Origin of the sequence: Chryseobacterium soldanellicola (assembly GCF_900100115.1) — a bacterium.
Lineage (GTDB): Bacteria > Bacteroidota > Bacteroidia > Flavobacteriales > Weeksellaceae > Chryseobacterium > Chryseobacterium soldanellicola.
Genome location: NZ_FNKL01000001.1, coordinates 871,886 through 895,363, shown reverse-complemented (window position 1 = coordinate 895,363; position 23,478 = coordinate 871,886). Strand labels below are relative to the sequence as shown.

The 23,478-nt window shown below is 35.9% G+C and carries 21 protein-coding genes; 16 read left to right on the top strand and 5 right to left on the bottom strand.

Annotated features, from left to right (window positions below; genetic code table 11):
* Positions 1-185: 185 nt before the first annotated feature.
* The 7 genes from BLT04_RS03915 to BLT04_RS03885 all read left to right on the top strand — a co-directional run bounded on the left by BLT04_RS03915 (position 186) and on the right by BLT04_RS03885 (position 6,322).
* The gene (locus tag BLT04_RS03915; protein ID WP_089753852.1) at positions 186-854 is read left to right on the top strand and encodes an HAD family hydrolase; all 669 of its coding nucleotides are present in this window, start codon (positions 186-188) and stop codon (positions 852-854) included.
* Positions 855-860: 6 nt separating this feature from the next.
* A complete protein-coding gene (locus BLT04_RS03910) occupies positions 861-1,685 on the top strand; it encodes a phosphoribosyltransferase family protein (protein ID WP_089753850.1) in 825 nt (274 codons plus the stop codon).
* Positions 1,675-2,229, top strand: a complete 555-nt coding sequence (locus tag BLT04_RS03905) for a TerD family protein (RefSeq protein WP_089753848.1) — start codon at positions 1,675-1,677, stop codon at positions 2,227-2,229. Before BLT04_RS03910 ends, BLT04_RS03905 begins: the two co-directional genes overlap by 11 nt.
* 6 nt (positions 2,230-2,235) lie before the next feature.
* Positions 2,236-3,399 (top strand): toxic anion resistance protein, encoded by a 1,164-nt coding sequence (locus BLT04_RS03900; RefSeq protein WP_170828421.1) that lies wholly within the window; start codon positions 2,236-2,238, stop codon positions 3,397-3,399.
* Between the two features lie 15 nt (positions 3,400-3,414).
* Entirely contained in the window at positions 3,415-4,359 is a 945-nt protein-coding gene (locus BLT04_RS03895; protein ID WP_089753846.1) for a hypothetical protein, read from the top strand.
* Positions 4,360-4,474: 115 nt separating this feature from the next.
* Positions 4,475-5,086 carry a TerD family protein gene (locus BLT04_RS03890; RefSeq protein WP_089753844.1) on the top strand — a complete coding sequence of 204 codons (612 nt, stop codon included), beginning with the start codon at positions 4,475-4,477 and terminating at the stop codon, positions 5,084-5,086.
* A 195-nt stretch (positions 5,087-5,281) separates the two neighbouring features.
* Positions 5,282-6,322: a TerC/Alx family metal homeostasis membrane protein gene (locus BLT04_RS03885; RefSeq protein ID WP_089753842.1), complete on the top strand. Its 1,041-nt coding sequence runs from the start codon at positions 5,282-5,284 to the stop codon at positions 6,320-6,322.
* A gap of 320 nt (positions 6,323-6,642) precedes the next feature.
* On the opposite strand, the gene BLT04_RS03875 is transcribed toward BLT04_RS03885, so the two are convergent.
* The gene (locus BLT04_RS03875) at positions 6,643-7,641 is read right to left on the bottom strand and encodes a catalase family protein (protein ID WP_089753838.1); all 999 of its coding nucleotides are present in this window, start codon (positions 7,639-7,641) and stop codon (positions 6,643-6,645) included.
* Positions 7,642-7,892: 251 nt separating this feature from the next.
* Between BLT04_RS03875 and BLT04_RS03870 the strand changes: the two genes are divergently transcribed.
* The 3 genes from BLT04_RS03870 to BLT04_RS03860 all read left to right on the top strand — a co-directional run bounded on the left by BLT04_RS03870 (position 7,893) and on the right by BLT04_RS03860 (position 9,663).
* A complete protein-coding gene (locus BLT04_RS03870) occupies positions 7,893-8,327 on the top strand; it encodes an FKBP-type peptidyl-prolyl cis-trans isomerase (protein WP_089753835.1) in 435 nt (144 codons plus the stop codon).
* Positions 8,328-8,547: 220 nt separating this feature from the next.
* Positions 8,548-8,958, top strand: coding sequence for an Rrf2 family transcriptional regulator (locus tag BLT04_RS03865; protein ID WP_089753832.1), 411 nt, complete (start codon positions 8,548-8,550; stop codon positions 8,956-8,958).
* Between the two features lie 54 nt (positions 8,959-9,012).
* Positions 9,013-9,663, top strand: coding sequence for an NAD(P)-dependent oxidoreductase (locus tag BLT04_RS03860; protein WP_089753830.1), 651 nt, complete (start codon positions 9,013-9,015; stop codon positions 9,661-9,663).
* Positions 9,664-9,738: 75 nt separating this feature from the next.
* Here the strand turns inward: BLT04_RS03860 and BLT04_RS03855 are convergent, their stop codons facing one another.
* Positions 9,739-10,767 (bottom strand): M23 family metallopeptidase, encoded by a 1,029-nt coding sequence (locus BLT04_RS03855; RefSeq protein WP_089753828.1) that lies wholly within the window; start codon positions 10,765-10,767, stop codon positions 9,739-9,741.
* A gap of 224 nt (positions 10,768-10,991) precedes the next feature.
* On the opposite strand from BLT04_RS03855, the gene BLT04_RS03850 reads away from it, so the two are divergent.
* The 3 genes from BLT04_RS03850 to BLT04_RS03840 all read left to right on the top strand — a co-directional run bounded on the left by BLT04_RS03850 (position 10,992) and on the right by BLT04_RS03840 (position 14,353).
* Positions 10,992-12,032 carry an NAD(P)H-dependent glycerol-3-phosphate dehydrogenase gene (locus tag BLT04_RS03850; protein ID WP_089753826.1) on the top strand — a complete coding sequence of 347 codons (1,041 nt, stop codon included), beginning with the start codon at positions 10,992-10,994 and terminating at the stop codon, positions 12,030-12,032.
* Positions 12,033-12,365: 333 nt separating this feature from the next.
* Positions 12,366-13,871 carry a malate dehydrogenase (quinone) gene (mqo, locus tag BLT04_RS03845; protein WP_089753824.1) on the top strand — a complete coding sequence of 502 codons (1,506 nt, stop codon included), beginning with the start codon at positions 12,366-12,368 and terminating at the stop codon, positions 13,869-13,871.
* 77 nt (positions 13,872-13,948) lie between these two features.
* Positions 13,949-14,353, top strand: a complete 405-nt coding sequence (locus BLT04_RS03840) for a hypothetical protein (RefSeq protein WP_089753822.1) — start codon at positions 13,949-13,951, stop codon at positions 14,351-14,353.
* Positions 14,354-14,391: 38 nt separating this feature from the next.
* Here the strand turns inward: BLT04_RS03840 and BLT04_RS03835 are convergent, their stop codons facing one another.
* Positions 14,392-15,978: a GMC family oxidoreductase N-terminal domain-containing protein gene (locus tag BLT04_RS03835; protein ID WP_089753821.1), complete on the bottom strand. Its 1,587-nt coding sequence runs from the start codon at positions 15,976-15,978 to the stop codon at positions 14,392-14,394.
* Between the two features lie 232 nt (positions 15,979-16,210).
* On the opposite strand from BLT04_RS03835, the gene BLT04_RS03830 reads away from it, so the two are divergent.
* The 3 genes from BLT04_RS03830 (at position 16,211) to BLT04_RS03820 (ending at position 20,407) form a co-directional block, all read left to right on the top strand.
* A complete protein-coding gene (locus BLT04_RS03830) occupies positions 16,211-16,690 on the top strand; it encodes a GNAT family N-acetyltransferase (protein ID WP_228421898.1) in 480 nt (159 codons plus the stop codon).
* 75 nt (positions 16,691-16,765) lie between these two features.
* The gene (locus BLT04_RS03825; RefSeq protein ID WP_089753819.1) at positions 16,766-17,575 is read left to right on the top strand and encodes a glucose 1-dehydrogenase; all 810 of its coding nucleotides are present in this window, start codon (positions 16,766-16,768) and stop codon (positions 17,573-17,575) included.
* A 177-nt stretch (positions 17,576-17,752) separates the two neighbouring features.
* Positions 17,753-20,407, top strand: coding sequence for an MGH1-like glycoside hydrolase domain-containing protein (locus BLT04_RS03820; RefSeq protein ID WP_170828420.1), 2,655 nt, complete (start codon positions 17,753-17,755; stop codon positions 20,405-20,407).
* Between the two features lie 141 nt (positions 20,408-20,548).
* On the opposite strand, the gene recO is transcribed toward BLT04_RS03820, so the two are convergent.
* Together recO and porZ are read right to left on the bottom strand one after the other, a co-directional pair.
* The gene (gene recO, locus BLT04_RS03815; RefSeq protein WP_089753815.1) at positions 20,549-21,235 is read right to left on the bottom strand and encodes a DNA repair protein RecO; all 687 of its coding nucleotides are present in this window, start codon (positions 21,233-21,235) and stop codon (positions 20,549-20,551) included.
* A complete protein-coding gene (gene porZ / locus BLT04_RS03810) occupies positions 21,235-23,478 on the bottom strand; it encodes a type IX secretion system anionic LPS delivery protein PorZ (RefSeq protein ID WP_089753813.1) in 2,244 nt (747 codons plus the stop codon). The genes recO and porZ overlap by 1 nt, the downstream gene beginning before the upstream one ends.

Below are 23,478 nucleotides of genomic sequence, written 5' to 3'. Positions count from 1 at the left end.
TCATTCGTTTATCAATAATAAATCATAAAATATCATAAAACAAAGTACCAACACTTTGGATTTATCATAAAAATTTTATCTTTGAAAGGAATTGAAAAATTTAAGCACAATTGATGATAATAAATACGAACCATTAAAAATCTTTTTCAAGAAAAAAGCTAAATAAAACTTTTAACTATACCGTTTTGAAAACAGATATCGACATCCACAATCACTCACATTTTTCCTTTGATCTGTGGCTTACTTTAATAAAATCTCACCCTGAATTTAAAGCAAAAAGAGTTGAGCTGTTCTCCTCATTTTTTGATGTCAGAAAACCGATTGAAGAAGTTGCAAAAGTTGTAAAATATTACGATGATCTTTGCAATACCATTAATGAAGTTATTGGCGGAAATGTTGATACTTTTGAGATTTATTTATTGATTTTAGGTGCTTTAAATGTTGATTTAAAACAATTGAACAAAGAAAAGCTAAATGAATTTTATTTAAAAAGCGAAGAATTATTTTTGGAATACAAACCCGTTGTGATTTTCGAAAATTTGCATCAGTTTTTTGATGAAATTAAAAATCAGGGAAAGACAATAAATATTTTAAGCAATACAGGTTTTATTAAAGGAACAACAATGAGAAAATTTCTGATTGGGGAAAACCTTGATCAATACATTGATTTTCATATTTATTCCGATGAGCTGAATTGCTCAAAACCAAATCCTCTTATTTTTCAGGAGGTAAAAAACAGAATTAAAAATCAGGATATGCTGTTGGATCAGATTTTGCATATCGGTGACAATCCGATCGCTGATTATAAAGGCGCAAAAGATTTTGGTTTTAATGCACACTTACTTAAACACTAAATTGATATGAATAAGAGGTATAGTCTACATCACATTCATTCGGCGGAGGAGTTTACTTTTTCGCCTGCAGAATACAGCTATTTCAAGTACGGAGATAAGTCGTATGCCGAAAAATTCGCAAAAGAATTATTTGAAGGATTTATTTCTGAGCACGAAGATATTTTAAATACAAATAAAGAAATCGTGGTTTTGCCAAGTCCGTACATGGCGATTCCGACGGCTTCTAATTTTTTATGTTTTTATTTTAAAAAGCAATTGGATTTTTATTTATTTCAAAAAGGAAAAAAATCCAGTATTTTATCAAAAATTAACAGAAATCATACCTACACAACAGATTACGGAAATCTAAGTTTTGAAGACCGTAAAAATCTGATTGCCAATGATACTTATTATCTTGATAAAGATTTTTTAAGAGGAAAACTTTGTATTTTTATAGACGATATTAAAATCACCGGAAGCCATGAATTTACAGTGAATAAAATTTTGAATGAATTCAATGTAAAAGCAGACTTTTTATTCATGTATTACGCTGAATTGATGAATTTTGACATTGATCCTAAAATTGAGAACTTTTTTAATTATCATGCTGTGAAAACTGTAGAACACGTTGCAGAAGTAATGATAAAACCAAGTTTCCAGTTTAATACAAGGATTGTAAAATATATTTTAGGCCTGGATTCAAGTAATTTTGAGTATCTTACGTCTAAAGTAACAAAGCAGCATATGGATAAATTGCTGGAGCTTGCAATCAGTAACAATTATCATTTAATAAAAGAATACGAAAATAATATTAACACATTAACGCAAACTGAATTATATTATGGCTATTAACTTACAAAAAGGTCAAAGAGAAAATATAAACGCCCCTAAATTCACTGTAGGTTTAGGTTGGGACATCAACAACACGTCTACAGGAACGGGATTTGATCTAGACGCTTCTTTGTTTCTGTTAGGAGAAAACAAAAAGCTGGTTTCAGATAACCACTTCATTTTTTACAACAATCTTGAGTCGCCGGATAAGTCAGTGATTCACTCAGGTGATAATTTGACAGGTGACGGTGACGGAGATGATGAGCAGATTAAAATTGATTTAACTAAAATCGATGCTGCAATAAAGGAAATTACAGTGGTGGTAACGATCCACGATGCTGAAGCAAGAAAACAAAACTTCGGACAGGTAAGAAATTCTTTCATCAGAATTTTCAACACAGATACGAACGAAGAGATCTTAAAATATGAATTAGACGAAGATTTCTCGATCGAAACAGCGGTAGAATTCGGAAGAATCTACAACAGAAACGGAGAATGGAAGTTCGAAGCTGTAGGAAGCGGCCAAAGAGACGGTCTTGAGAAATTTGTATCAATGTATCAATAATTTAGTATGGATAATCAACCCAATCAACCCAACGATCCATTTCAGGAAATTGAGCCTCTTAAAACATTCGAGCCAATTCAACCGAGCCAGCCGGTTCAAAATACAGCTCCGGCAGTTCTTGTAGACAGGGACGGAAATGTAAACCTGAACCAGCTGCAAGTGGAAGAACGTCAGAAATATGAAGCTCTTGCCAATTCCATCGATGAAACCAATCCGGGATCAATCGTGAATTTCGGAGCTGATCTTCAAAAAACACTGGCCAATCAGAGTGACAGCTTCTTGGGAAATGTAAGAAGGTCAAATTCTGGGGAAGTAGGAGAAATGATCAATAATTTATTGGTCGAATTAAACTATGTAGATGTTGACGAAATCAACAACAGAAACCCTGTAAAAGGATTTTTGAGCAAATTACCTTTTATGAAAAAGGTAATGACGCAGGTGGAAAATCTTTTCGCTAAATACGACAAGATCGTTAATAATATTGATCAGATTTCACATAAAGTAAACGCAGGAATTATCACTTCCTCTAAAGATAATGCTGTTTTACAGACTATTTTTGACAGCAATGTAAATTCCATCAAACAAATTGAAGATCTTGTGATTGCAGGAAATTTAAGAATGGAAAAAGCAAGTCAGGAATTAGCGCAGATGGAAACCAACGTTCAGAATTATGCTGATTATCAGATTGCTGACAAACGTGATTTCATCAACAGATTAGACCGAAGAATGGCGGATTTGAAGGTCGTTCGTTTAATTATGATGCAGTCTCTTCCGCAGATCAGATTGGTACAGAACAACAACGTTTCAATCGCCGAAAAAGCGCAGACAATTTTGACAACGACATTGCCGGTTTGGAAAAATCAGCTTTCGCTGGCGGTTGCGATGCACAGACAGCAGCAAAATATTGAAATTCAACAAAAAGTATCTTCTACAACAGAAGAAATTTTAAGAAAAAATGCAGAGCGTTTAGGGCAAAACTCAATCAATGTTGCTAAAGCGAACGAACAGACAATCGTATCGGCTGAAACATTGAGAGAAACGACCAATATGCTGATCAATACGTTGAATGAAGTAAAACAGATCCAACAGCAGGGCACGGAAAACAGAAGAAAACTGGATCAGGATTTACAGACATTGGAACACGAGTTAAAAGCAAATATTAGAGGTTAATAACTGAGTACAAAGGTGGATGATGAAGCTGTAAGCATACTGTCACAAAGCAAAAGGAGATTAACAAAGCTTAAGCTTCTTTCGAATTTTTTTGAAAATGTTGATATAATATCGATTTACATTAAAACTGATATTATACATAAACTTTTTGAAGAAAATAAGACATTAGATTACAATAAATTAGAGCTTTTTCATCTGCAATACACTGATAGTCTGATAGAACTGCTAACCAAGATCAAAAAGAAAAAGGAAAACGATCTGTTGGCTGTTATTAACGAGATTAATATTAATAATCAATACATTGAGGCTTTCGAAGAAAAGAAAGTCGATAGTTTTGAAACGGACAGGAAAATCTACAGCGGTATATTTTCCCAACATTTGAGAAATCTGTATAAAGATCTTACGGAGGATAAATTTACCCTGAATTGGAATGATGTTCTGTATTTTCAGAAAAGATACGGAGCGGAATTTTACAGAACGGAAGCTGATGAAGCCAAATTAAAAGCTCATGCGGTGCCTTCTTATCAATATCAGGACTATTCGATCGAAAGAAAATTGTTGGGAAAACTGAATATACATCAGTTTAAAGTCCGTTTTGTGTGTGGTTTCCGCATCAACAGGAATGAGTATGAATTGTTTAAGATTTTTCAGTCTGATGAACATTTTATATTTAATGTTGAAGAAAAAAGAATGTATTTAATTAATGATGAATTATCTTATTTAAATACTTCAGAAAACGAATCCAATCAGATTTCAATTATCAACCAGCTGAAAAGAAAGAATGAAGCATTGGAAGAAACCATCGACGAAAGAAAACGCAGCTTACCAAACGATGTAGAAACTGTTTTAAAAGACTATCTTCGAAATCTCGAAAGTATTGATATTATGAGTAAAATATTTGACGTGAATGAAGAAACGAATATTCTTCGCGCTATGTTGAATTTAAATTTAAATAATTAAATGTAAAAAGCTTGAGCCCCGAAGGGGCGATACAATAATAGCATGGGGTGAAACCCGGTGAACAAAAATCATAATTTACATTTGCAAAATATAACAAATAATTAAACATAAAAAGATGGCTATTAACTTACAAAAAGGTCAAAGAATTAACCTGACGAAGGAAAACGGCACAACTCTTACGCAAGCTTGTGTGGGAATCAACTGGGGAGCAATTGAGAAAAAAAGTTTCTTCGGAGGAGCAAAAAAAGAAGCGGTAGATTTAGACGGCAGCTGTATTTTATATGATTCAAATAAAAATGCAACTGAGGTCATTTATTTCGGAAACTTAAAATCTAAAAACGGTTCTGTAAAGCACAGCGGCGATGATTTAACAGGCGACGTTGACGGCGATGACGGTCTTGACAATGAAGTGATCACCGTAGATTTCAGCCAGTTGGATGCTAATGTAGAGCACGTTGCCATGGTTTTAAATAGCTACAGAGGTCAGGATTTCGGAACAATTCCTTTTGCATCTATCCGTATTTATGAAGGAACTCCAAAAAATGTAAAGGAAGTTTTTGCTAAATATGATATCGCCAACGATGCCTCTTTTAAAGGTCATGTTGCTATGGTGATGGGAGTTTTCTATAAGAAAAACGGAGAATGGAAATTCAACGCGATCGGAGATCCTACAGCTGACAGAAAGTTAGAAGAAACGATTAAAACAGTTCAGCAAAAATATTTGTAATATAAAATTAAGTTCAGTTCGTTAAATAGAAACGGGCTTTAGCTCTTTTCAGAATAAATAAGTCTCAAATTTGGCTTCAGCTAAAACTTATTAACCGAACAATATTTAATTATAGATTTTCAAATTAAAAATAAATCAGCAATAATTGTATAAAATGCAGTTATTGCTTTTTATCATATTAAAACACATAAAAAAGTGGATAAACATCAAAGTATTTTAGACCTGCATCCCGGTTTGGTATGGGGATTTGCAATAACGGTTCTTATCATGTTGCTTCTCGACTTGGGAGTTTTCAACAAAAAAAGTCATGAGGTTTCTTCCAAAGAAGCTACCATCTGGTCAATCGTCTGGATCTCGCTGTCTATGGTATTCTCGGGGGTGGTGTATTGGGTTTTCAATACAGATGGAAGCCCTGCAAGTCACGCGCTGGCAGTGGAAAAATTCACGCAGTATCAGGCCGCTTACTGGATCGAAAAAGCACTTTCCGTGGATAATTTATTTGTATTTATCCTGGTTTTCGGGTTTTTCAAAGTTCCAAAATATCTTCACCATAAAGTCCTTTTCTGGGGGATTATCGGAGCATTGATTTTCCGTGCGATCTTTATTTTTGCAGGAGTTGGATTGATTAATTTAACCTATTTGCCTGAAATGAATATTTTCGGTAAAACAGTTCAAATCAATATTGTAATGGCGCTTTTCGGATTATTTCTGGTATATGCCGGAATTAAATCCTGGGGTGATGGTGACGGTGATGATGACGAAGATTACAGTGATACAGCAGGCGCAAGATTAATTAAAAGTTTCTGGAAAGTTTCTGATAACTATGATGGAGATAAATTCTTCACCATTCAAAACGGGATTAAAATGGCAACACCGCTTTTAGTGGTGGTGGGAGTAATTGAATTTACCGATGTTCTCTTCGCCGTAGATTCTATTCCTGCTATTTTTGCGATTTCGGATGATCCTTTTATCCTTTATACATCGAATATTTTTGCGATTTTAGGATTAAGATCATTGTATTTTTTATTGGCGAATTTCATTCATATGTTCAGCAAATTATCTTACGGATTGGCAATTATTTTGTCTTTTATAGGAATTAAAATGTTAATTGCTCCTTGGATCCACATTTCGTCTCCCATTTCATTAGGAATTGTGGGGGGAGTATTGATAATTTCTGTCATATTATCCATCATGTTTCCGGATAAAAAGGAAGATGATGCAAAAATTGAAGAATAAAATAAATCAACCTCAATACAGAAAGGCTTTACAAATCGTAAAGCCTTTTTTATTTGAAGCTTTTTCCCGCTTTCCACTATATCTTTTTGGTTACGGGTGGAGCGAAGCGGAACCCGTAACCAAAAAGGATGTCATTCCAATCGGGGCTAGGGGTATTTGTCGTTTTTTCAATTTATCATAATCAATTCAACCTTTTAGTCATGCTGAAAGGACCTAATCATAGTATTAAATACTAATTTGAAGAGATTCGAGTCTACTTTCGTCGAAATGACAGTCTGCTGCAAATAATTCGCCTGGCACTCGAAACATAAAACTTTAAACTATCTATATTTCAAAAGCTTATTGATTTTCATCCTCGTTTGTAGAGAAACTTTATACGCTTCATCTCTCAATTTCTGTATTTTTCCGACGGGATGAAAAAATGGCTTACTTTCAAAAGGGTTAAAAGAAAGCATTTCGTTCTCACACGTGTGAAGGTCAAGAAGGGAATTTTTATTGATTTTTATCTCTCCGATTTTTATAAATGGCGAATTTTTCCATTCTACATTGAGCCTGTTGATGGGCTGGTCCTGTAAATTGTAACAGATTTGTATAAAAACATCCGCAGTAAAATCATTAGTGTTTAAATAATTTTCGAGAGCATCTTTAACCTTTAATTTCTTCCCAAAATTTTTATTTACAGATTTCGGACTTATTTTTATTTTGATCATATTTTCTCCCAACCGGTAAGCTCCGACAGAATGATAATCGAAAGAAAGTAAAAAATCGTTTCTCTTGCTCCAGAGCTTGACCATATTCTTTAAAAATGAGCCTGTAAATGTTGAAGGAATGACCTTTACAATTTGCATCATTAAAGAAAAAGAGCTCCATTTTTTGATAAAAAACCGATTGATCGATGTAAATAATTTCAGAAAAACACTTACGGAATTAATCGGAAACAAAGGAAAGTTCACCAAAGGATAATTGGCGATAAGATCTCCTGTTTCATCCTTAATTTTCACCGAGAAGCCATAAGCAGGAACGTCTTTCTTTGTTTTATTAATTTTCAGATGTGCGTTGGAAAACCGGATCATCAAATCATATTTCTCCTTATCAAAAAATTGCTGTAATTCTTCGGGAACGTTTTTATCGATTAAAAATTCGCCTTTTGCAATGGCGTATGTTTTTGCGTGAGCATTTCGGGTTGCGTAATTGACATCACTCACGGAAGGTGACTGCTCAACAAAATCTGCAATGCTTTGTTTATTGATTTCAAGGAGTTCTTTTTCCTCGTCAGTCAGCTTATCGAATTTCTTATTATATTTTAATGGATTTGGCATTTAGTTTTTAAATTCAATTATAACGCCAAGTTTCCGAAATGCTATTAACTCAGTATTAATGATATTTGAAATTATTTATAAGCACAAAATGAGATAATAAAAACTTTAATATAACAATTTGGAAATGAATTTATTAAATGAGCTGAAAAGGTTCAGAAATAATTTTAGTGATAATTATTTTAACGAAAAACTTCCGTCTCCCAATTTCTGACTTCACGCCCCAAAAACTTATCTTTGTAAAAAAATCAATTATGGGAGTAGCAGATTTGTTATTTAAACGTAAAAAAGAGCTTGCTGAGAAAAACCTTAAGGATGGCAAGGAATACATGGAAGAATATGGCAAAAGAGAAAGTGTGGTGCAGCTGCCAAGCGGTTTGCAATATGAGATCATCACAGAAGGCGACGGTGAAAAACCAGGCCCTAAATCTGTGGTAAAATGCCATTATCACGGAACTACCATTGCAGGAAAAGTTTTCGACAGCTCTGTAAAAAGAGGTACACCGGCTTCCTTCCCTTTAAATAAAGTGATTAAAGGATGGACAGAAGCATTGCAATTAATGCCTGTGGGAAGCAAATGGAGATTGATTATTCCACCACATTTAGCATATGGAGAACAGGAAGTGAGCAAAGAAATCGGACCAAACAGCACGCTTGTTTTTATTGTGGAGCTGTTGGATATCAAATAGTTATAAATAATTAAATAAGTTTTAACTTATATATAATTTAAAAATTTACCTGATTTCGGGTAAATTTTTTTTTAATGAAATAGCAACACACCATTTTTGTCATTCCTTAGGAATTTCTTGTTCAGATTCCTACAGAAATACAAATGTTGGATTTGAAAAATTTAAATGTAATAAAATTTGTTACATTTAAAAATTTATCTATCTTTGCAATGTAATTACGATGAATAATACAAGATTTGCTACGGCAGTACATATTATGACCTTATTGGCGAAAAGTCCGCACGAATGGCTCACTTCAGAGTGGATGGCGGGTAGCATCAATATAAATCCCGCGGTTGTTCGTAAAGAATTAAGTGTGCTGAGAGAAGCGGGTTTAATTATAAGCAGACAGGGAAAAGAAGGCGGAAGTCAGCTTTCCAGAAATGCAGATTCAATTACGATCTCTGAAATTTATTCTGCAGTCAAAAATACAGATGTTTTAGGGAAAAAAAATCAAAATCCTAATCCTATTTGTACTGTTGGCAGAGATATTAATGATCATTTAAATAATCTATTCATAGAAACAGATAAATTGGTAGCAAATTTTTTAGGAAATAAAACACTTAAAGAATTTACGGATCAGTTTGAATAAAAAATTTATCTATAAATGTAACAAATTTTATTACAATTAAATTAAATTAAAAATATGAAAAAAGTAGCAGTAATCGGTGCGACAGGTTTTGTGGGAACACAAGTAGTAAAAGAATTGACAAACAGAGGATATGAAGTAGAAGCGATTGTAAGGGATGCCTCTAAAGTTCAGAAAAATGAAAAAGTAACGGCAAAAAGTGTAGATGTCAATAATGTTGAAGACTTAGCTGAGAGCTTGAAGGGAAATGATGCCGTGATCAGCGCTTTTAATGCAGGCTGGACGAATCCTGATTTGTATAATGATTTTCTAAACGGTTCGCAGAATATTGAAAAAGCTGTTGAAAATTCAGGCGTAAAAAGATTTATTACAGTTGGTGGAGCAGGAAGTCTTTTTATTGACGGAAATCAATTGGTTGACAGTCCGGATTTTCCGGCAGAATATAAAGCAGGAGCAACGGCAGCAAGAGATTATTTAAACAAAATCAAAGAAAATAAAACATTAGACTGGACGTTCTTCAGCCCCGCCATCGAAATGCATCAGGGAACAGCAGGCATCAGAACCGGAAAATACAGAACGGCACTGGAAAATCCGGTTTTTGACGAAAACGGCAGAAGTATCCTTTCCGTTGAAGATGTTGCGGTAGCTTTGGTAGACGAGCTGGAACAGAATAACCACATCCGGGAGCGTTTTACAGCAGCATACTAATTTTTTCTTATTAATTTACAGAGTTAGGGCGGCACCGAAGGTGCCGCCCTAACTAAATATACAAATTAAATTACTTTATAAATTCATAAACAGCTTCGGATTTACCGGAGTATTGTTTTTGTGTACCTCATAATGAAGATGAGGCCCTGTAGAACGCCCGGAATTTCCGGATTTTGCAATCACCTGGCCTACTTTTACCTTATCATTCACTTTCGCAACCAGTTGCGATAAATGTCCGTAAAGGGTAGCAAGACCATTTCCGTGAGAAACGATAACACAGTTTCCGTAACCTCCTTTTTGACCGGAGAAAATTACGGTTCCTGCTGCAGTTGCGATCACATCAGAACCAAAAGGAACGGCAATATCCAGCCCTTTATGGAATTGCATCTGATCAGCTTCCGCAGGTGGGTTATTTTTTTCTGCAACGACTTTATTTCCTGTTGCAGCAATGGTTTTAGAAGAAGTTGCTGCTGAAGCAGAGGCAACCGGAGAACTTGTTGCTTTCGGAGTTACCATTACTTTTACTTCCCTTTTATTTCCGTAGCTGTCGGTCACTTCAATAATTTTTTCCACAGGTTCTGCTTTTACTTCAGGCTTTGCGGCGGCAACAGTGGCGGGTTTTGATTCTGTGGCTGCACCGGTTTTTACGGAAGCATAAACGGTTTTAAAAGGAATAGGATTTTTTCTGATCCCGAAATTTGATGAAATATAGCCGTCTGTAGGCATTCCCAGCGGAACTTCCATTAATTTTTTCTGAAGATCCATTAAATACTGGCTGTATCTGTTGGATTGTTTGGCAAGATATACCGAATTGGAAATGCTGTCTTTACTTAAAACCTGCAGTTGAGAACTTGCAATATTCTTTGATTTTAAAAATGAATTAAGCTGAGCCACAGTCTGATCTACCATTCCGAGATCAGTTTTCATCTTTAAATAATCTACACTGTCTTTTTGAGTGTTAATTTTTACCAGATTGACTTCATAGGTTTTGTCATCTCTCTCCGAAAATAGTTTGGCAATGAAAACGCCTTGTGCAAAAACTACTGATAAAAGCCCTCCCAAGAGGATGTTTACGTTCCTTTTGCTGCTTAGAAATTTCTTCATTTTCTTCTTACTTAGTATTCAAAACGGTTTTAAGCTTGCAAATTTAATTAAAAATATGTTTTAGGACTTATTTTTAACAAAACTTTAGTTATTTCTGTATTTAACGGAGGATTAGATATTTAATTGTCTCAGAGTGTTAATTTTTTCTAAAAATGGCTTTTATCATATGATTAAAAGTCTTCCTCAATCTTTGTTTTAATATATTTGCAGTTCACATTTCAATTATGGCGAAAAAGAAAACAAATTCAGAATCTTCAAATGCTAAAAAGGCCAAAAATGACGTTTCTGTTGGAGTAGTAGGAAGTGGAAGTTTTGCAACAGCAATTGTGAAAATGCTTGTTGAAAACTGTAAAGTCGTGCACTGGTGCGTAAGAAATGAGTTCGTAAAAGGAGCTATTGAACTTCGCGGGCACAACCCGACGTATCTTACGGCAGTCAATTTTAATCTTAAAAATTTAAAGCTTACAACCGATGTCAACGAATTGGTAACCGCTTGCGATATTGTGGTTTTGGCAACACCGTCCATTTATCTTTCCGATACGTTGGATAAAATGAATTGTGAATATAAAGACAAAATTTTCGTTTCTGCGATCAAAGGGATCATTCCTAAAGTGAATGATGTCGTGGCACATTATTTAAGAGATGAATTTAAAATCGGCTTTAGAAACCAGGCCGTAATTGCAGGGCCGTGTCACGCCGAGGAAGTTGCTATGGAAAGGCTTTCATATCTTACGGTGGCAACGGTGGAAGATGAAACCTCTCAGAAGTTGGTTGATATTTTTAATTCCGATTTTATTAAGGTCCACTCAAGTAAAGATATTTTAGGAAACGAATACAGCGCTATTTTAAAAAATATTTTTGCGATCGGAGCCGGGATTGCAAGCGGATTGGGATATGGTGACAACTTTACAGCTGTTTTTGTCTCAAACGCTATCCGTGAAATGGAAACTTTCCTGGAAGCCATCTATGAAGCGCCGAGAGATGTTAATGAAAGTGCTTATTTGGGAGATTTACTCGTAACCGCTTATTCATTGTTCTCCAGAAACCGAAGCTTAGGAAACCTTATCGGAAAAGGATATACCGTAAAATCTGCAATTCAGTCTATGAATATGATTGCAGAAGGATATTATGCCGCAGATTCTATTTATAAAACATCAAAGCAGAAAGGATTAAAGCTTCCGATTATCGATACGATTTACGGGATTTTATATGAAGGAAAAAATGCAGAAAAACAATTTAAAAAGCTGACTGCCAAATTGAATTAAGATAGATTTAAATATTTTAACATTAAATAAAAATGCTTCGACTCCGCTCAGCATGACATTTTTAATACTATTCGTTTTATTAGCGGTTAATTTATAGCGATGTCATGCTGAGCGGAGTCGAAGCATCTTCTTAATCATCTTAAAACCTTAATTATCCTTAATGGTTTAAAATTTAAATCAATCTTTCAATTAATCAAAATCGATAAATTCTATCCTATTTTTTAGCATAATCAAAACTTTAAGTTTCACTAAAATTTAACCTGTTAAAATCGTTAAACAGATTTTTATTCTTAAAACTTTTCACGAACTTTGATATAATAAAATTAAAAAATTATGTCACAATCGCTTATTAGCAGAACACCAAAACCTAAATATGACGTCGTACTGATAGGAGGTGGGATAATGAGTGCCACTTTAGCAACATTACTTCATGAATTTGATCCCAATCTAGAAATCGCGATTTTTGAAAGGCTTGGAAGATTTGCTAAAGAAAGTACCGCCGCATGGAACAATGCAGGAACAGGCCACTCAGCTTTTTGTGAATTAAATTACACTCCCGAAAAACCCGACGGAACTATCGATATTTCAAAAGCGGAAAGCATTGCAGAACAATTTGAGATTTCAAAACAGTTCTGGTCCTATTTACTGACGAAAGGATATATAAGTGAACCCAAAGATTTTATTAATTCCTGTCCTCACATGAGTTTGGTATTTGGTGAAAAAGATGCTGAATATTTGAGAAAAAGGCATGATAAAATGTCAGAATCCGTCATGTTCAAAGGCATGGAATTTTCTACAGATCACGATAAATTAAGAGAATGGATTCCCTTGGTCATGAGCAAAAGAAATCAGTCCGAAGTAATGGCTGCCACCAAAATGGACATGGGAACGGACGTAAATTTCGGAACTCTGACAAGAAAAATGGGAAGACATTTACTGGAAGATTCTAATGTTGAGGTTTTTCTGTATCATGAAGTAAAAGATATTGATCCCCGAGAAAACGGGGAATGGGAAATGAAGGTAAAAGACAGAATCCACAGTCATAAACAAGAGGTTGTGGCAGATTTTGTCTTCATCGGAGCAGGTGGTTATGCGCTTCCGTTGCTCGACAGTTCGGATATCAAAGAAAGTGAAGGATATGGCGGCTTTCCGGTTTCCGGAGAATGGCTGGTGACCCGCAATCAGGAATTGGTGGCAAAACATCAGGCAAAAGTGTACACCCAGGCAACGGTAGATGCACCGCCAATGTCTGTCCCCCATCTGGATTTAAGAATTATTGATGGCGAAAAAGCGCTTCTTTTCGGCCCGTTTGCAGGTTTTTCAACTAAATTTTTAAAAGAAGGAAGCTATCTCGATTTGCCTGAAAGCGTTAATACAAAAAACTTAAAATCATTATTCGGAGCCTGGTGGCATAATATTCCATTAACGAAATATCTGATTCAGCAGGTTGCGATGACAAAAGCGCAAAGAATACAGCATTTAAGAGAGTTTGTAAAAGATGCTAAAGAAGAGGATTGGGAATTGAAAGTTGCCGGACAGAGAGTGCAGGTCATTAAAAAAGATGAAAAAGAAGGCGGAAAATTAGAATTCGGAACTGAAGTTGTTGTCAATAAAAGCGGAACGATTGCGTCGTTATTAGGCGCTTCTCCGGGTGCTTCAACGGCTGTTTATGCCATGCTGAACGTTCTGGAAAGATGTTTCCCTGAAAAGCTCAACGGAGAATGGAAGGATAAATTATTGGAAATGGTGCCTTCTTACGGCCAAAAGCTTGCCGATCATCCCGAGCTTACAGAAAAAATAAGAAATTACACAAAAGAAAAATTAAAACTTGAATATTAAAAAAGTGAATTGTTAATTGTAAATTTTAAAATTGATATTTGCAAAATAATTGACAATTCACCATTGACAACAAAACTATGTCAGATACACTTGTAAAACCAATCATTGTAAAAGAACTGCTGGAATCCCTTCAGACCAAAATTGAGGAAGAAAAGCAGGTGATCGTGCATTGTTGTTTTCCTGCATCGCCATTTTTAGGAAATCTGATCAGAATCTGGCGGACAACCTATCTTTTTGATAATCAGTCTGATCATAAAAGTAAATTGATTCATGCTGAAAATATTACCATTTCTCCAAACTGGACAGCCGTGCCGTTTATGAGGGACTTTTGGTTTACCCTGGTGTTTTCAGGGCTTCCGAAAGACTGTAAAAGCTTTGATTTAAAGGAAGTTATTTCCGAAGAGGGCGGTTTTTTTGTAGGATCTATCAAAAGAAACTCTTCAGATATTTACAGAGTTAAAATCTCGGAATCATATATATAAAATGTAAAGCTCCATTGTAATATGGAGCTTTTTTTAGCTTAAATGTTGGAAAATTCATTTTGAATAATTAAATTTTCAATGCAATATTCGGCAATTGCGGTGATGGTTACAAAGGGATTTACACCGATCGTCCCGGGAATAAGAGAGCCGTCCAGCACAAATAAATTTTCATGCTGTTTTAGTTTTCCAAATTCATTTGTTGCCTCATTGAGGACACAGCCACCGAGCGGATGATAGCAAATATTAGCTCCAAACCCATTGTTAAAGAGCAGATGAGCCCTTGTTCCACCATTGGCTTTATTCATTTTTTTTATAAAATAGTCTGCATTTTCCTTCATTTTTTTTGTATTGCTTTCATCCCAGTTTACGACAAGCTTATTGTTCGCATAAGAGACAGAACCTTTCTTTTCAACCCTGTTGATTTGAAGATAAAGTGCTGTTGCAACATCCATTCCCATTGGTAAAGGTGCGATTTCCGTAAAAAAAGGATGCTCGGGATCATCCCAGTTGTCAACACCCGCAACCGGAATTGTAGACTGCTGAGATCCGGTGCCTCCATGTAATGTATTCACAAAATTTCTTCCCGTCATAAAGTTTCCGTTGTTACCCCAGTTTTTTCCTACGTTTTCGTGTAGAGGAAAATTATTTACAGCATTAGAACGCAAAAGAAGCTGTAAGGTTCCCATAGTTCCTGCTGCGAGAATAAGCTTTTTGCAATGGAATATTTTTCCCGTTACCATATTTCCGGAAGTATCAATTTGATTGACGTTTAATGAATACGTTTTATCATCATTCATCCTGATATGGTCTGCATGATGAAGATCAAGAATTTCCAGATTTCCCGTATCCAGCGCTTTTTGAAGATACGTCTTGTCGATGCTGTTTTTTCCGTGATTGTTCCCGTAAATAACTTCTGTATTAAAAGCCGATCTGGGAACCTCATTTTTATATTCACGCTCCATATAATTAAAATCATAAACATTGGGAACTCTCATGGTTTTGAAGCCGGCTTTGTGAGCTTCTTCCTCACCAATTCTTGTAAATTTGTAGAACGGACAGGTTTTAAGAAATTCCTCATTGATAACATTTACTTTCAATTCTTTTCTGGCTAAAGGAAAATAAACAGTATAAAATTTTTCTGAATCGAGTTGAGGAAAAACTTCCTTGAAATAGCTTTCTTTAGGAGTAACAGCCATACCACCATTAACAAGAGAGCCGCCACCTACCCCTCGCCCCATCCAGATGTTGATATTTTCAAACTCCATTCTGTCTAATGCTCCGGTGAATGGGGTAAGGCTGAAGAGATTCATAAACGGGGCGATGGTTTTTTTTCTGAGCCATGCAGCACTTTTCCCAGGTTTTAATAAATTAGAATAAGGGATTTCAGATTTTCCCCAGTTCAGACCCATTTCAAGCATAATAACCTTTTTTCCGGCTTCACAAAGTCGTAACGCAGAAACGGCACCGCCATATCCCGAGCCAATAATGATAATCGGAACCTCAATTTCCTTACGGTCATATTTTTCTCTTATCTTCGGTTCGATTGCCTTGATAAGAGGAGAGTTTAGAAAATAAAAGCCTCCGACAGCAAGTAAACCGGATTGAATGAATTTCTTTCTATCCATTGGTTGTATTTGCTTGCAATGTGTCAAAAATTGTGCTATAAAATCATAATGTTTTATTAAATAATTAATAGTTGGGAATATCTTTTTTAAGTTTAATTAAAATTTTATTTGAAAAAAAATAATTACGAAAAATATTATTTGGATTGAGTTTTTTATGATAATTCGGGTCTGTAAAAATAAAAATTCATAGATTTAAATATTATTTGAATATCTGAAAACCTTGTCATCATTAATGAATATGGTACATTTAAAATTCTATGCATCTGAAGATTTTTCTGAGCTTAATTATGCTCTGGATGAAACTCAGATACAATATACATCAACGGCAGAAATGGCTTTACAGAGAATTAAGGAAAGAGCCGACGGTAAAGCCTTTCCCGTAACGATTTTTGAAGATGAAAAGCCTTCCGGATTTTTCGTTCTGGATTTTGGGAATGATAAATTTGACCTTACAGACAATGTAAATTCCGTTTTGCTGCGATCACTATCCGTAAACCCTCAGTTACAGGGAAAAGGAATCGGAAAGGCTGCCATGCTGGAAGTCGATCAATTTGTTAAAAATCATTTTAAAGATTGTGAAGAAATCGTTTTGGGAGTTAATTTCAACAATCCTGGCGCTTATGATCTTTACATAAAAGTGGGTTATCATCACGAAGGAAAAACCATGATCGGAAGAAATGGGCCTCAACGGATCATGTATAAAAAACTTTAAGAAAATTTTAATTCCAAAATATTCCGTTTGGCGCAATACTTTCTGCTAACTTTGAGTAACATCAAATAATAAAATATGCAAATATCACTTCAAAATCAGGTTGCTGTCATTACAGGAGCTTCAAGCGGAATTGGCTCAGGAATCGCAAAATCATTAGCTTCAGCGGGTGCAACGGTTATTGTCAACCACTCTTCAGAAAGGTCTGCAGATGAAGCCAAAGCGGTTTTAAAAGAAATTACCGATGCAGGCGGAAAAGGAATTACCTATCAATGCGATGTTTCCAAAGAAGATCAGGTGATAAAAATGTTTCAGGATGTTGTTTCAGAATTCGGAACGGTAGATATTTTAATTAATAATGCAGGAATCCAGAAAGATTCAAAGTTTACGGAAATGACGATCGATCAATGGAATGCCGTAATCGGGGTCAATCTTACAGGGCAGTTTCTTTGCGCAAGAGAAGCAATTAAAGAGTTTCTTCGCCGTGGTATTGATCCTTCCCGCTCGATTGCCTGCGGAAAAATCATTCATATCAGCTCGGTCCACGAGATCATTCCCTGGGCAGGTCATGCGAATTATGCTTCGAGCAAAGGGGCGATCAGAATGTTGATGCAGACGCTGGCCCAGGAATATGGTGCAGATAAAATCCGTGTCAATTCTATTTGTCCGGGCGCGATTCAAACGCCGATCAATAAAGATGCGTGGAGCACTCCGGATGCTTTAAACTCATTATTAACGTTAATTCCTTACAACAGAATCGGGCAGCCTCAGGATATCGGGAATTTAGCGGCGTTTCTGGCAAGTGATTTGGCGGATTACATTACCGGAACCAGTATTTTCGTGGATGGCGGAATGACCACTTTTGAGAGTTTTTCAACGGGAGGATAAGAAGAGCAATTGTCAATAGTGAATTGCCTTCTTTGTAAATTTTTATAAACTCACAATTCAATGCAAGCAAAAATTAGCTGTTCACATTATACGAATAGTTAAAAAATTCACCATTGACTTGCAAAGCAGAATTGACCATTCACCCTTTAATCATTTATTATTAATCATTTATCAATTATGCAGGAAAAGGAAAGACTTTTAGATATTTTATGGAAAAAATGGGGACCTTACGTCAGCAACCGTGAGTGGGGGCTTGTTCGCGAAGATTACAGCGAAGACGGCGACGCATGGAATTACACCAACCACGATTCTGCCGAAGCCAAAACCTACAGATGGGGCGAAGAAGGGATTTGCGGGATTTGTGATGATTCCCAAAAGCTGGTTTTTTCCATAGGATTTTGGAATAAAAAAGATAAAATGGTGAAAGAACGTTTCTTTGGTCTGTCAAACGAGCAGGGAAATCACGGGGAAGATGTTAAAGAATATTTTTATTACCTGGATTCTACGCCGACGCATTCTTACATGAAAATGCTATATAAATATCCTCAAAACGCGTTTCCTTATGAAGATTTAATTAAAACAAATGCAGAAAGAGGTAAAAATGACCCAGAATATGAGCTGATCGATACCGGAATTTTTGACCAAAATGAATATTTTGATATTTTTATTGAATATGCGAAAGAAAGTTCGAATGATATTTTAGTTAAGCTCACCATTACCAATAAATCCGGAAAAGAAGCACCATTAATTATCCTTCCGACAATTTGGTTTAGAAATACGTGGAATTGGGGCTATGACAATTACAAGCCTCAGTTGAGCTCAGAAGAAGCCACTTCCGTTAAAGTGAATCACAAAGATTTAGAAATAAAAAACATTTACGCCAAACAATCTCTAAAAACTTTATTTTGTGACAACGAAACCAATAATGAAAAGCTTTATCAATGCCCAAATGACTCAAAATATGCTAAAGACGGAATTAATGATTTTATAATTAACGGAAATTCCCAGGCCATAAATCCGAAAGATATCGGTACAAAAGCTGCATTTTTTATTGATGAAAATTTTAAGGCTAAAGAAACAAAAATTTTTGAATTCAGGATTTCTGATAAAAATTTACCACTTCCTTTTGAAGATTTTGACGGAATTTTTACCGCAAGACAAAAAGACGCCGATAATTTTTATGCTGAAATCCAGGAAGGAATAAAATCTGATGACGAAAAGCTCGTTCAGCGACAAGCCTTCGCCGGAATGTTGTGGAATAAAATGTTTTATCACTACAACGTCGAAAAATGGCTGAAAGGCGATCCTGCGGAAGTTAAACCTTCAAAATCCCGTGAGAAAATCAGGAATTACGAATGGAAGCATCTCAATAATGAGCATATCATTTCGATGCCCGATAAGTGGGAATATCCGTGGTATGCGACCTGGGACCTGGCTTTTCACACCATCAGCTTTTCTTTAATTGATCCCGGTTTTGCAAAATATCAGCTAAAGCTTTTCCTTTTTGAATGGTATATGCATCCCAACGGCCAGCTTCCGGCCTATGAATGGAATTTCAGTGATGTGAATCCTCCGGTGCACGCCTGGGCCGTTTTCAGGGTGTTTAAAATTGATGAATATTTAAATGATAAGCCGGATATAGAGTTTCTGGAAAGTGCTTTCCAAAAGCTGCTGATGAACTTCACATGGTGGGTCAATAAAAAAGATAACAACGGGAATAATATCTTTGAAGGCGGATTTTTAGGACTCGATAATATCGGTGTTTTCGACAGAAATTTACCGCTTCCGAATGGCGAACATCTGGAACAGTCAGACGGAACAAGCTGGATGGCGATGTTTGCGCTCAATATGATGAGAATTGCCTTAGAATTAGCGCTTTATAACAAAGTGTATGAAGAAATGGCGATGAAATTCTTTGAACATTTCCTTTCTATAGCCAATTCTCTCGACAATATGGGAGAAGAGCATTTCAGTCTTTGGGATGAAAAAGACGAATTTTTCTACGATGCCATTGCTTCCAATGATGGAAATCATATGTATCTGAGAATGAGAACGGTTGTTGGATTGATTCCGATGTTTGCCGTTGAGGTGATTGATGATGAAATGATCGAAAAGTTGCCCAATTTTAAGAAAAGAATGAATTGGGTGCTGGAAAATAAACCGGAATTAGCCTCTTTGGTTTCTCATTGGGAAGTTAAAGGTCAGGATTCCAAACACTTGCTTTCACTTTTAAGAGGCCATCGCCTGAAAAGACTGCTGAGCAGGATGTTAAATCCAAATGAATTTTTAGGTGAATACGGTATTCGTGCTTTGTCGAAAGAATATGAAAAAAATCCATACCAGTTAAATTTAAACGGAACAGATTACTCCGTAAAATATACTCCGGCGGAAAGTGACAGCGGGCTTTTTGGGGGGAACAGCAACTGGCGCGGGCCGATCTGGTTTCCCATCAATTTTTTAATTATTGAAAGCTTGCAGCGTTTTTTCTTTTACTACAGCCCGGATTTTATAGTTGAATATCCTACCGGAAGCGGAAATTATTTGAATTTAGATCAGATTGCAGATGAATTAAGCAAAAGATTATCCAGGATATTTTTAATAGATGAAAATGGAAACCGTCCCGTGAATGGCCAGTATCCGAGATTTCAAACGGACCCTGATTTTAAGGATTATATTTTATTTTACGAATATTTTCATGGTGATAATGGCCGTGGAGTAGGTGCTTCCCATCAAACGGGCTGGACGGGCTTAATTGCAAAAATCCTTCAGCCAAGGTTTTCAAAAAAAGAGATCGCAGAATCTGAAACAGAAATGCCTGATGATGCAAAGTAAATCATAAAAGTTCGTGAAAAATACACATACAGTTTATCATTGCGCAGGAATTTCAGCAATGATTTTCACATTTAATTCAACAAAATGAGTTTGGATTTCTACGGAATGAAAAAATTGTATGTGTAATGAAAATCAATAATTTTATTCAAATATCTGCTGAATCACTTCAAGTGAAGCCGGGATTTTAAAATCTGTGATATGATAGTGATAATACACCAAAAGGCTGTCTAAAAAATCTTTTCTAAATGTAGAATGGATCTTTATCTGATAAGGGTTTTCTGATGAAATGATACTTTTCCAAATCGAGGAAATTTCCCGGTTGAATAGCTGATGTACCAAAATTTCAGAAAAAGTTCCTGTTTCGGGATCGAGAAAATTACCACTATTAATCAATGGCGCTACACCCTGGATTTCCAGAATTTTAATTAAAAAAATCAAATGAGACTGATAATTCTGTTGCGATAATTCAGTGATAAATTCTTCAATTCCAAAAAATAAGCGTAAGTTTTTATTTTCATTTCTTAATACCTGATTCAGGAAATCCGAGATGAAAAAAATGACCGTATTGCTTTTAATATCACTGTAAATATCGTGGCTTTTTACCAGCTCAAACTTTGAAATGGACTGAATACCGCCGCCTCTTCCCAAATTAACGGAAAAATTAAGCTTGCTCAAAGGCAACAGCAATGCTTTCTTCTTGTTTCTTTTAGAATAAATTCCTTTTAAAAAGTAGGTTTGAAAACCATCTTCCTCCGAAAAGCAGTGAAGAATAGCATCATTTTCACCATATTTTATATAAGAAAGTAAAAAGCCGTCTTGTGAATTCATTAATTAACTACAGCGATTTTTGCAGTCGCTTTGTCGGAACCGTCTTCATTGGTCATTAAAACAAAATAAATCCCGGAAGCCACTCTTTTCCCTCTCATATTGTTAAGATCCCATTCGTAATAACCTCCTCTGGCTACAGCAGAATGGATCACATTTCCGGCAGCATCGGTAATTCTGATGTTTGTTTTTTCGGCTAACCCTTTAATTGTAACTTTTCCTTTAAAGTTTGAATAAACCACAGGATTTGGATAAACCAAAACGTTTCCGAAGTTAGAATTTACATCGGCGACATCACTTTGATACGTCATAATTCCGTCAAGGGTCACAAAATAAACCCTTCCTGTTTTATTGTCAACCTTGATGTCTGTAACGCTATTATTGGGTAACGGTGAATTTTCTTTTGTGAAATGTTTGATGGTTTGTTCGCCATCCTCCGATAGGTAATAAACTCCACCACCATCTACAGAAACCCATTTGTGATTTCCGGAGTCAGGCTCGATCTGTAAAATCGTATTATCTCTGAAAAGCTCTTCAGCGATTCCGTTTTGTTCAATGACGATAGCTTCTGTTTGCGGGGTCGCTTCTGTGATGGCAGATTTTGGATTTGAAAGAATTCTCAATCCGCCTCTGGTTCCGATCCAGACGTTATCATCTTTATCAATCGCGGCAGAAACGGTTCCGTTTGCGGCGAGATTATTTTCTTTTCTGATTACTTTTAAAGCGCCATTAATTGAGGCCGGATTACTTCCGTATTCTTTCATAATCAATCCGCCCGGATCAAAAAACGGGCTTGGAATATAAATAATATTGTCTTTCACAAGTGGCTTTTGAGTATTTCCTGCGGCAATTAAAGGCACAAGAATAAAATCATCTGCGGGCCTGTCAAAAAAGTAATATCCTGTATTGGCGGTCGTTCCTTCGATTAAGCCTACAGAAGCAAAAAGCTGGTTGTTTTCATCAAATGCCAACCCTGAAGGCCTGTTGTTGAAAGATCCCGAATCACTATTTTTGTATACTTTTTTAAAGACATTATTTTCCATTTTATAAATGCCTTTTTCATTAGGCAAAAATGAATAATTTACAAAGAAAACTTCACTCGGATTGGACGGATTGGCCATAACGTCGAGCACATTAAAATTGATCGGATTATTAAGAAAATAATCAGGATAATTCCATTTCGTTCCATCAAAATGATAATAACCTAAATCTCTGTAAATCGGGTTATTATAGGCATCTCTTGCGCCACTCGATACCCAAAGCTGGTCATTTACCAGAGAAATTTTATAGGAAGCATTTTTATAAGGCCCGTCTGGTCTGAAAGTATTATTTGTTTCATCTTTTACTCCGGACAATTTTGTTCCGCCATATACTTTTCCGGAGACAGTGGTTGCTGTATTACATTCTTCACCGAAGCTTGCCGTAGCAGCAAAATTTCCGTTTGTGTTGAATGTATATACCCTGTTGAGATCTGTAACGATGATATTATTGGCCGTAACCACCACATCCTGCACATCTCCAAAGCTCTGTGAAAGCGGAATAGATGTGCCACTGTTATAAAGATAAGCAGTTGTAGCCGATGAGAAAGTTAAAACACCTTCTGAATCAATGTGTTTGAAGGTTCCTGGCATCTCTGTAGTCCATGTAGAAAATACTGGGAAAGTGGTATTCATATCATGGCTTTTTAATCCTGTATTGGTTACGGAAAAGACTTTGTTACCAAGAATTGTTGCTTCATTGCTTGCTTCGTAAACACCTCCCGATAAGAAGAATGCGGAATCACCAAATTCTTTCTTTTTTAAATCAAAAACAGAAACTCCATACCCGACGGAAACTGTAGCTTTTTCGCCTGTAATTGAAATATGATTAATTTTTTTACTCCCGCTGTAGCCTGTTGCAATCGGAATATCTACAATATAAGTAACACCGTCCGGAGTGATCACATCCATCGAGCCGTTTTGATAGCCGATCAAACCGACTTTGGTCTGCGGATTATAATCAAATGCAGAAATAGCGACCTCATGTAAGCCGTTTGCTTTGGACAGCTTTGTAATTTCTCCTGTTGAAATTGTATAATAGAAAATCCCGTTTTCCGTAGCTGCCACTATTTTTCCGTTATCTTCTTTCATCGCCAGAACATTGTTGTAGGAGAACATATCCGACCATTTTTTTGAAGAAATAACCTGAGCATCTACACATTGCAGGGATGCCAAAATACCAAGAGAAATTATAGAGAGTTTTTTCAT

What these genes read in the sequence shown, in the direction of transcription:
- BLT04_RS03910 (WP_089753850.1), top strand. Translation starts at nt 861, where the DNA reads ATGAATAAGAGGTATAGTCTACATCACATTCATTCGGCGGAGGAGTTT.
- BLT04_RS03905 (WP_089753848.1), top strand. Translation starts at nt 1,675, where the DNA reads ATGGCTATTAACTTACAAAAAGGTCAAAGAGAAAATATAAACGCCCCT.
- BLT04_RS03900 (WP_170828421.1), top strand. Translation starts at nt 2,236, where the DNA reads ATGGATAATCAACCCAATCAACCCAACGATCCATTTCAGGAAATTGAG.
- BLT04_RS03890 (WP_089753844.1), top strand. Translation starts at nt 4,475, where the DNA reads ATGGCTATTAACTTACAAAAAGGTCAAAGAATTAACCTGACGAAGGAA.
- BLT04_RS03875 (WP_089753838.1), bottom strand. Translation starts at nt 7,641, where the DNA reads ATGCCAAATCCATTAAAATATAATAAGAAATTCGATAAGCTGACTGAC.
- BLT04_RS03870 (WP_089753835.1), top strand. Translation starts at nt 7,893, where the DNA reads ATGGGAGTAGCAGATTTGTTATTTAAACGTAAAAAAGAGCTTGCTGAG.
- BLT04_RS03865 (WP_089753832.1), top strand. Translation starts at nt 8,548, where the DNA reads ATGAATAATACAAGATTTGCTACGGCAGTACATATTATGACCTTATTG.
- BLT04_RS03860 (WP_089753830.1), top strand. Translation starts at nt 9,013, where the DNA reads ATGAAAAAAGTAGCAGTAATCGGTGCGACAGGTTTTGTGGGAACACAA.
- BLT04_RS03855 (WP_089753828.1), bottom strand. Translation starts at nt 10,767, where the DNA reads ATGAAGAAATTTCTAAGCAGCAAAAGGAACGTAAACATCCTCTTGGGA.
- BLT04_RS03850 (WP_089753826.1), top strand. Translation starts at nt 10,992, where the DNA reads ATGGCGAAAAAGAAAACAAATTCAGAATCTTCAAATGCTAAAAAGGCC.
- mqo (WP_089753824.1), top strand. Translation starts at nt 12,366, where the DNA reads ATGTCACAATCGCTTATTAGCAGAACACCAAAACCTAAATATGACGTC.
- BLT04_RS03840 (WP_089753822.1), top strand. Translation starts at nt 13,949, where the DNA reads ATGTCAGATACACTTGTAAAACCAATCATTGTAAAAGAACTGCTGGAA.
- BLT04_RS03835 (WP_089753821.1), bottom strand. Translation starts at nt 15,978, where the DNA reads ATGGATAGAAAGAAATTCATTCAATCCGGTTTACTTGCTGTCGGAGGC.
- BLT04_RS03830 (WP_228421898.1), top strand. Translation starts at nt 16,211, where the DNA reads ATGAATATGGTACATTTAAAATTCTATGCATCTGAAGATTTTTCTGAG.
- BLT04_RS03825 (WP_089753819.1), top strand. Translation starts at nt 16,766, where the DNA reads ATGCAAATATCACTTCAAAATCAGGTTGCTGTCATTACAGGAGCTTCA.
- BLT04_RS03820 (WP_170828420.1), top strand. Translation starts at nt 17,753, where the DNA reads ATGCAGGAAAAGGAAAGACTTTTAGATATTTTATGGAAAAAATGGGGA.
- recO (WP_089753815.1), bottom strand. Translation starts at nt 21,235, where the DNA reads ATGAATTCACAAGACGGCTTTTTACTTTCTTATATAAAATATGGTGAA.
- porZ (WP_089753813.1), bottom strand. Translation starts at nt 23,478, where the DNA reads ATGAAAAAACTCTCTATAATTTCTCTTGGTATTTTGGCATCCCTGCAA.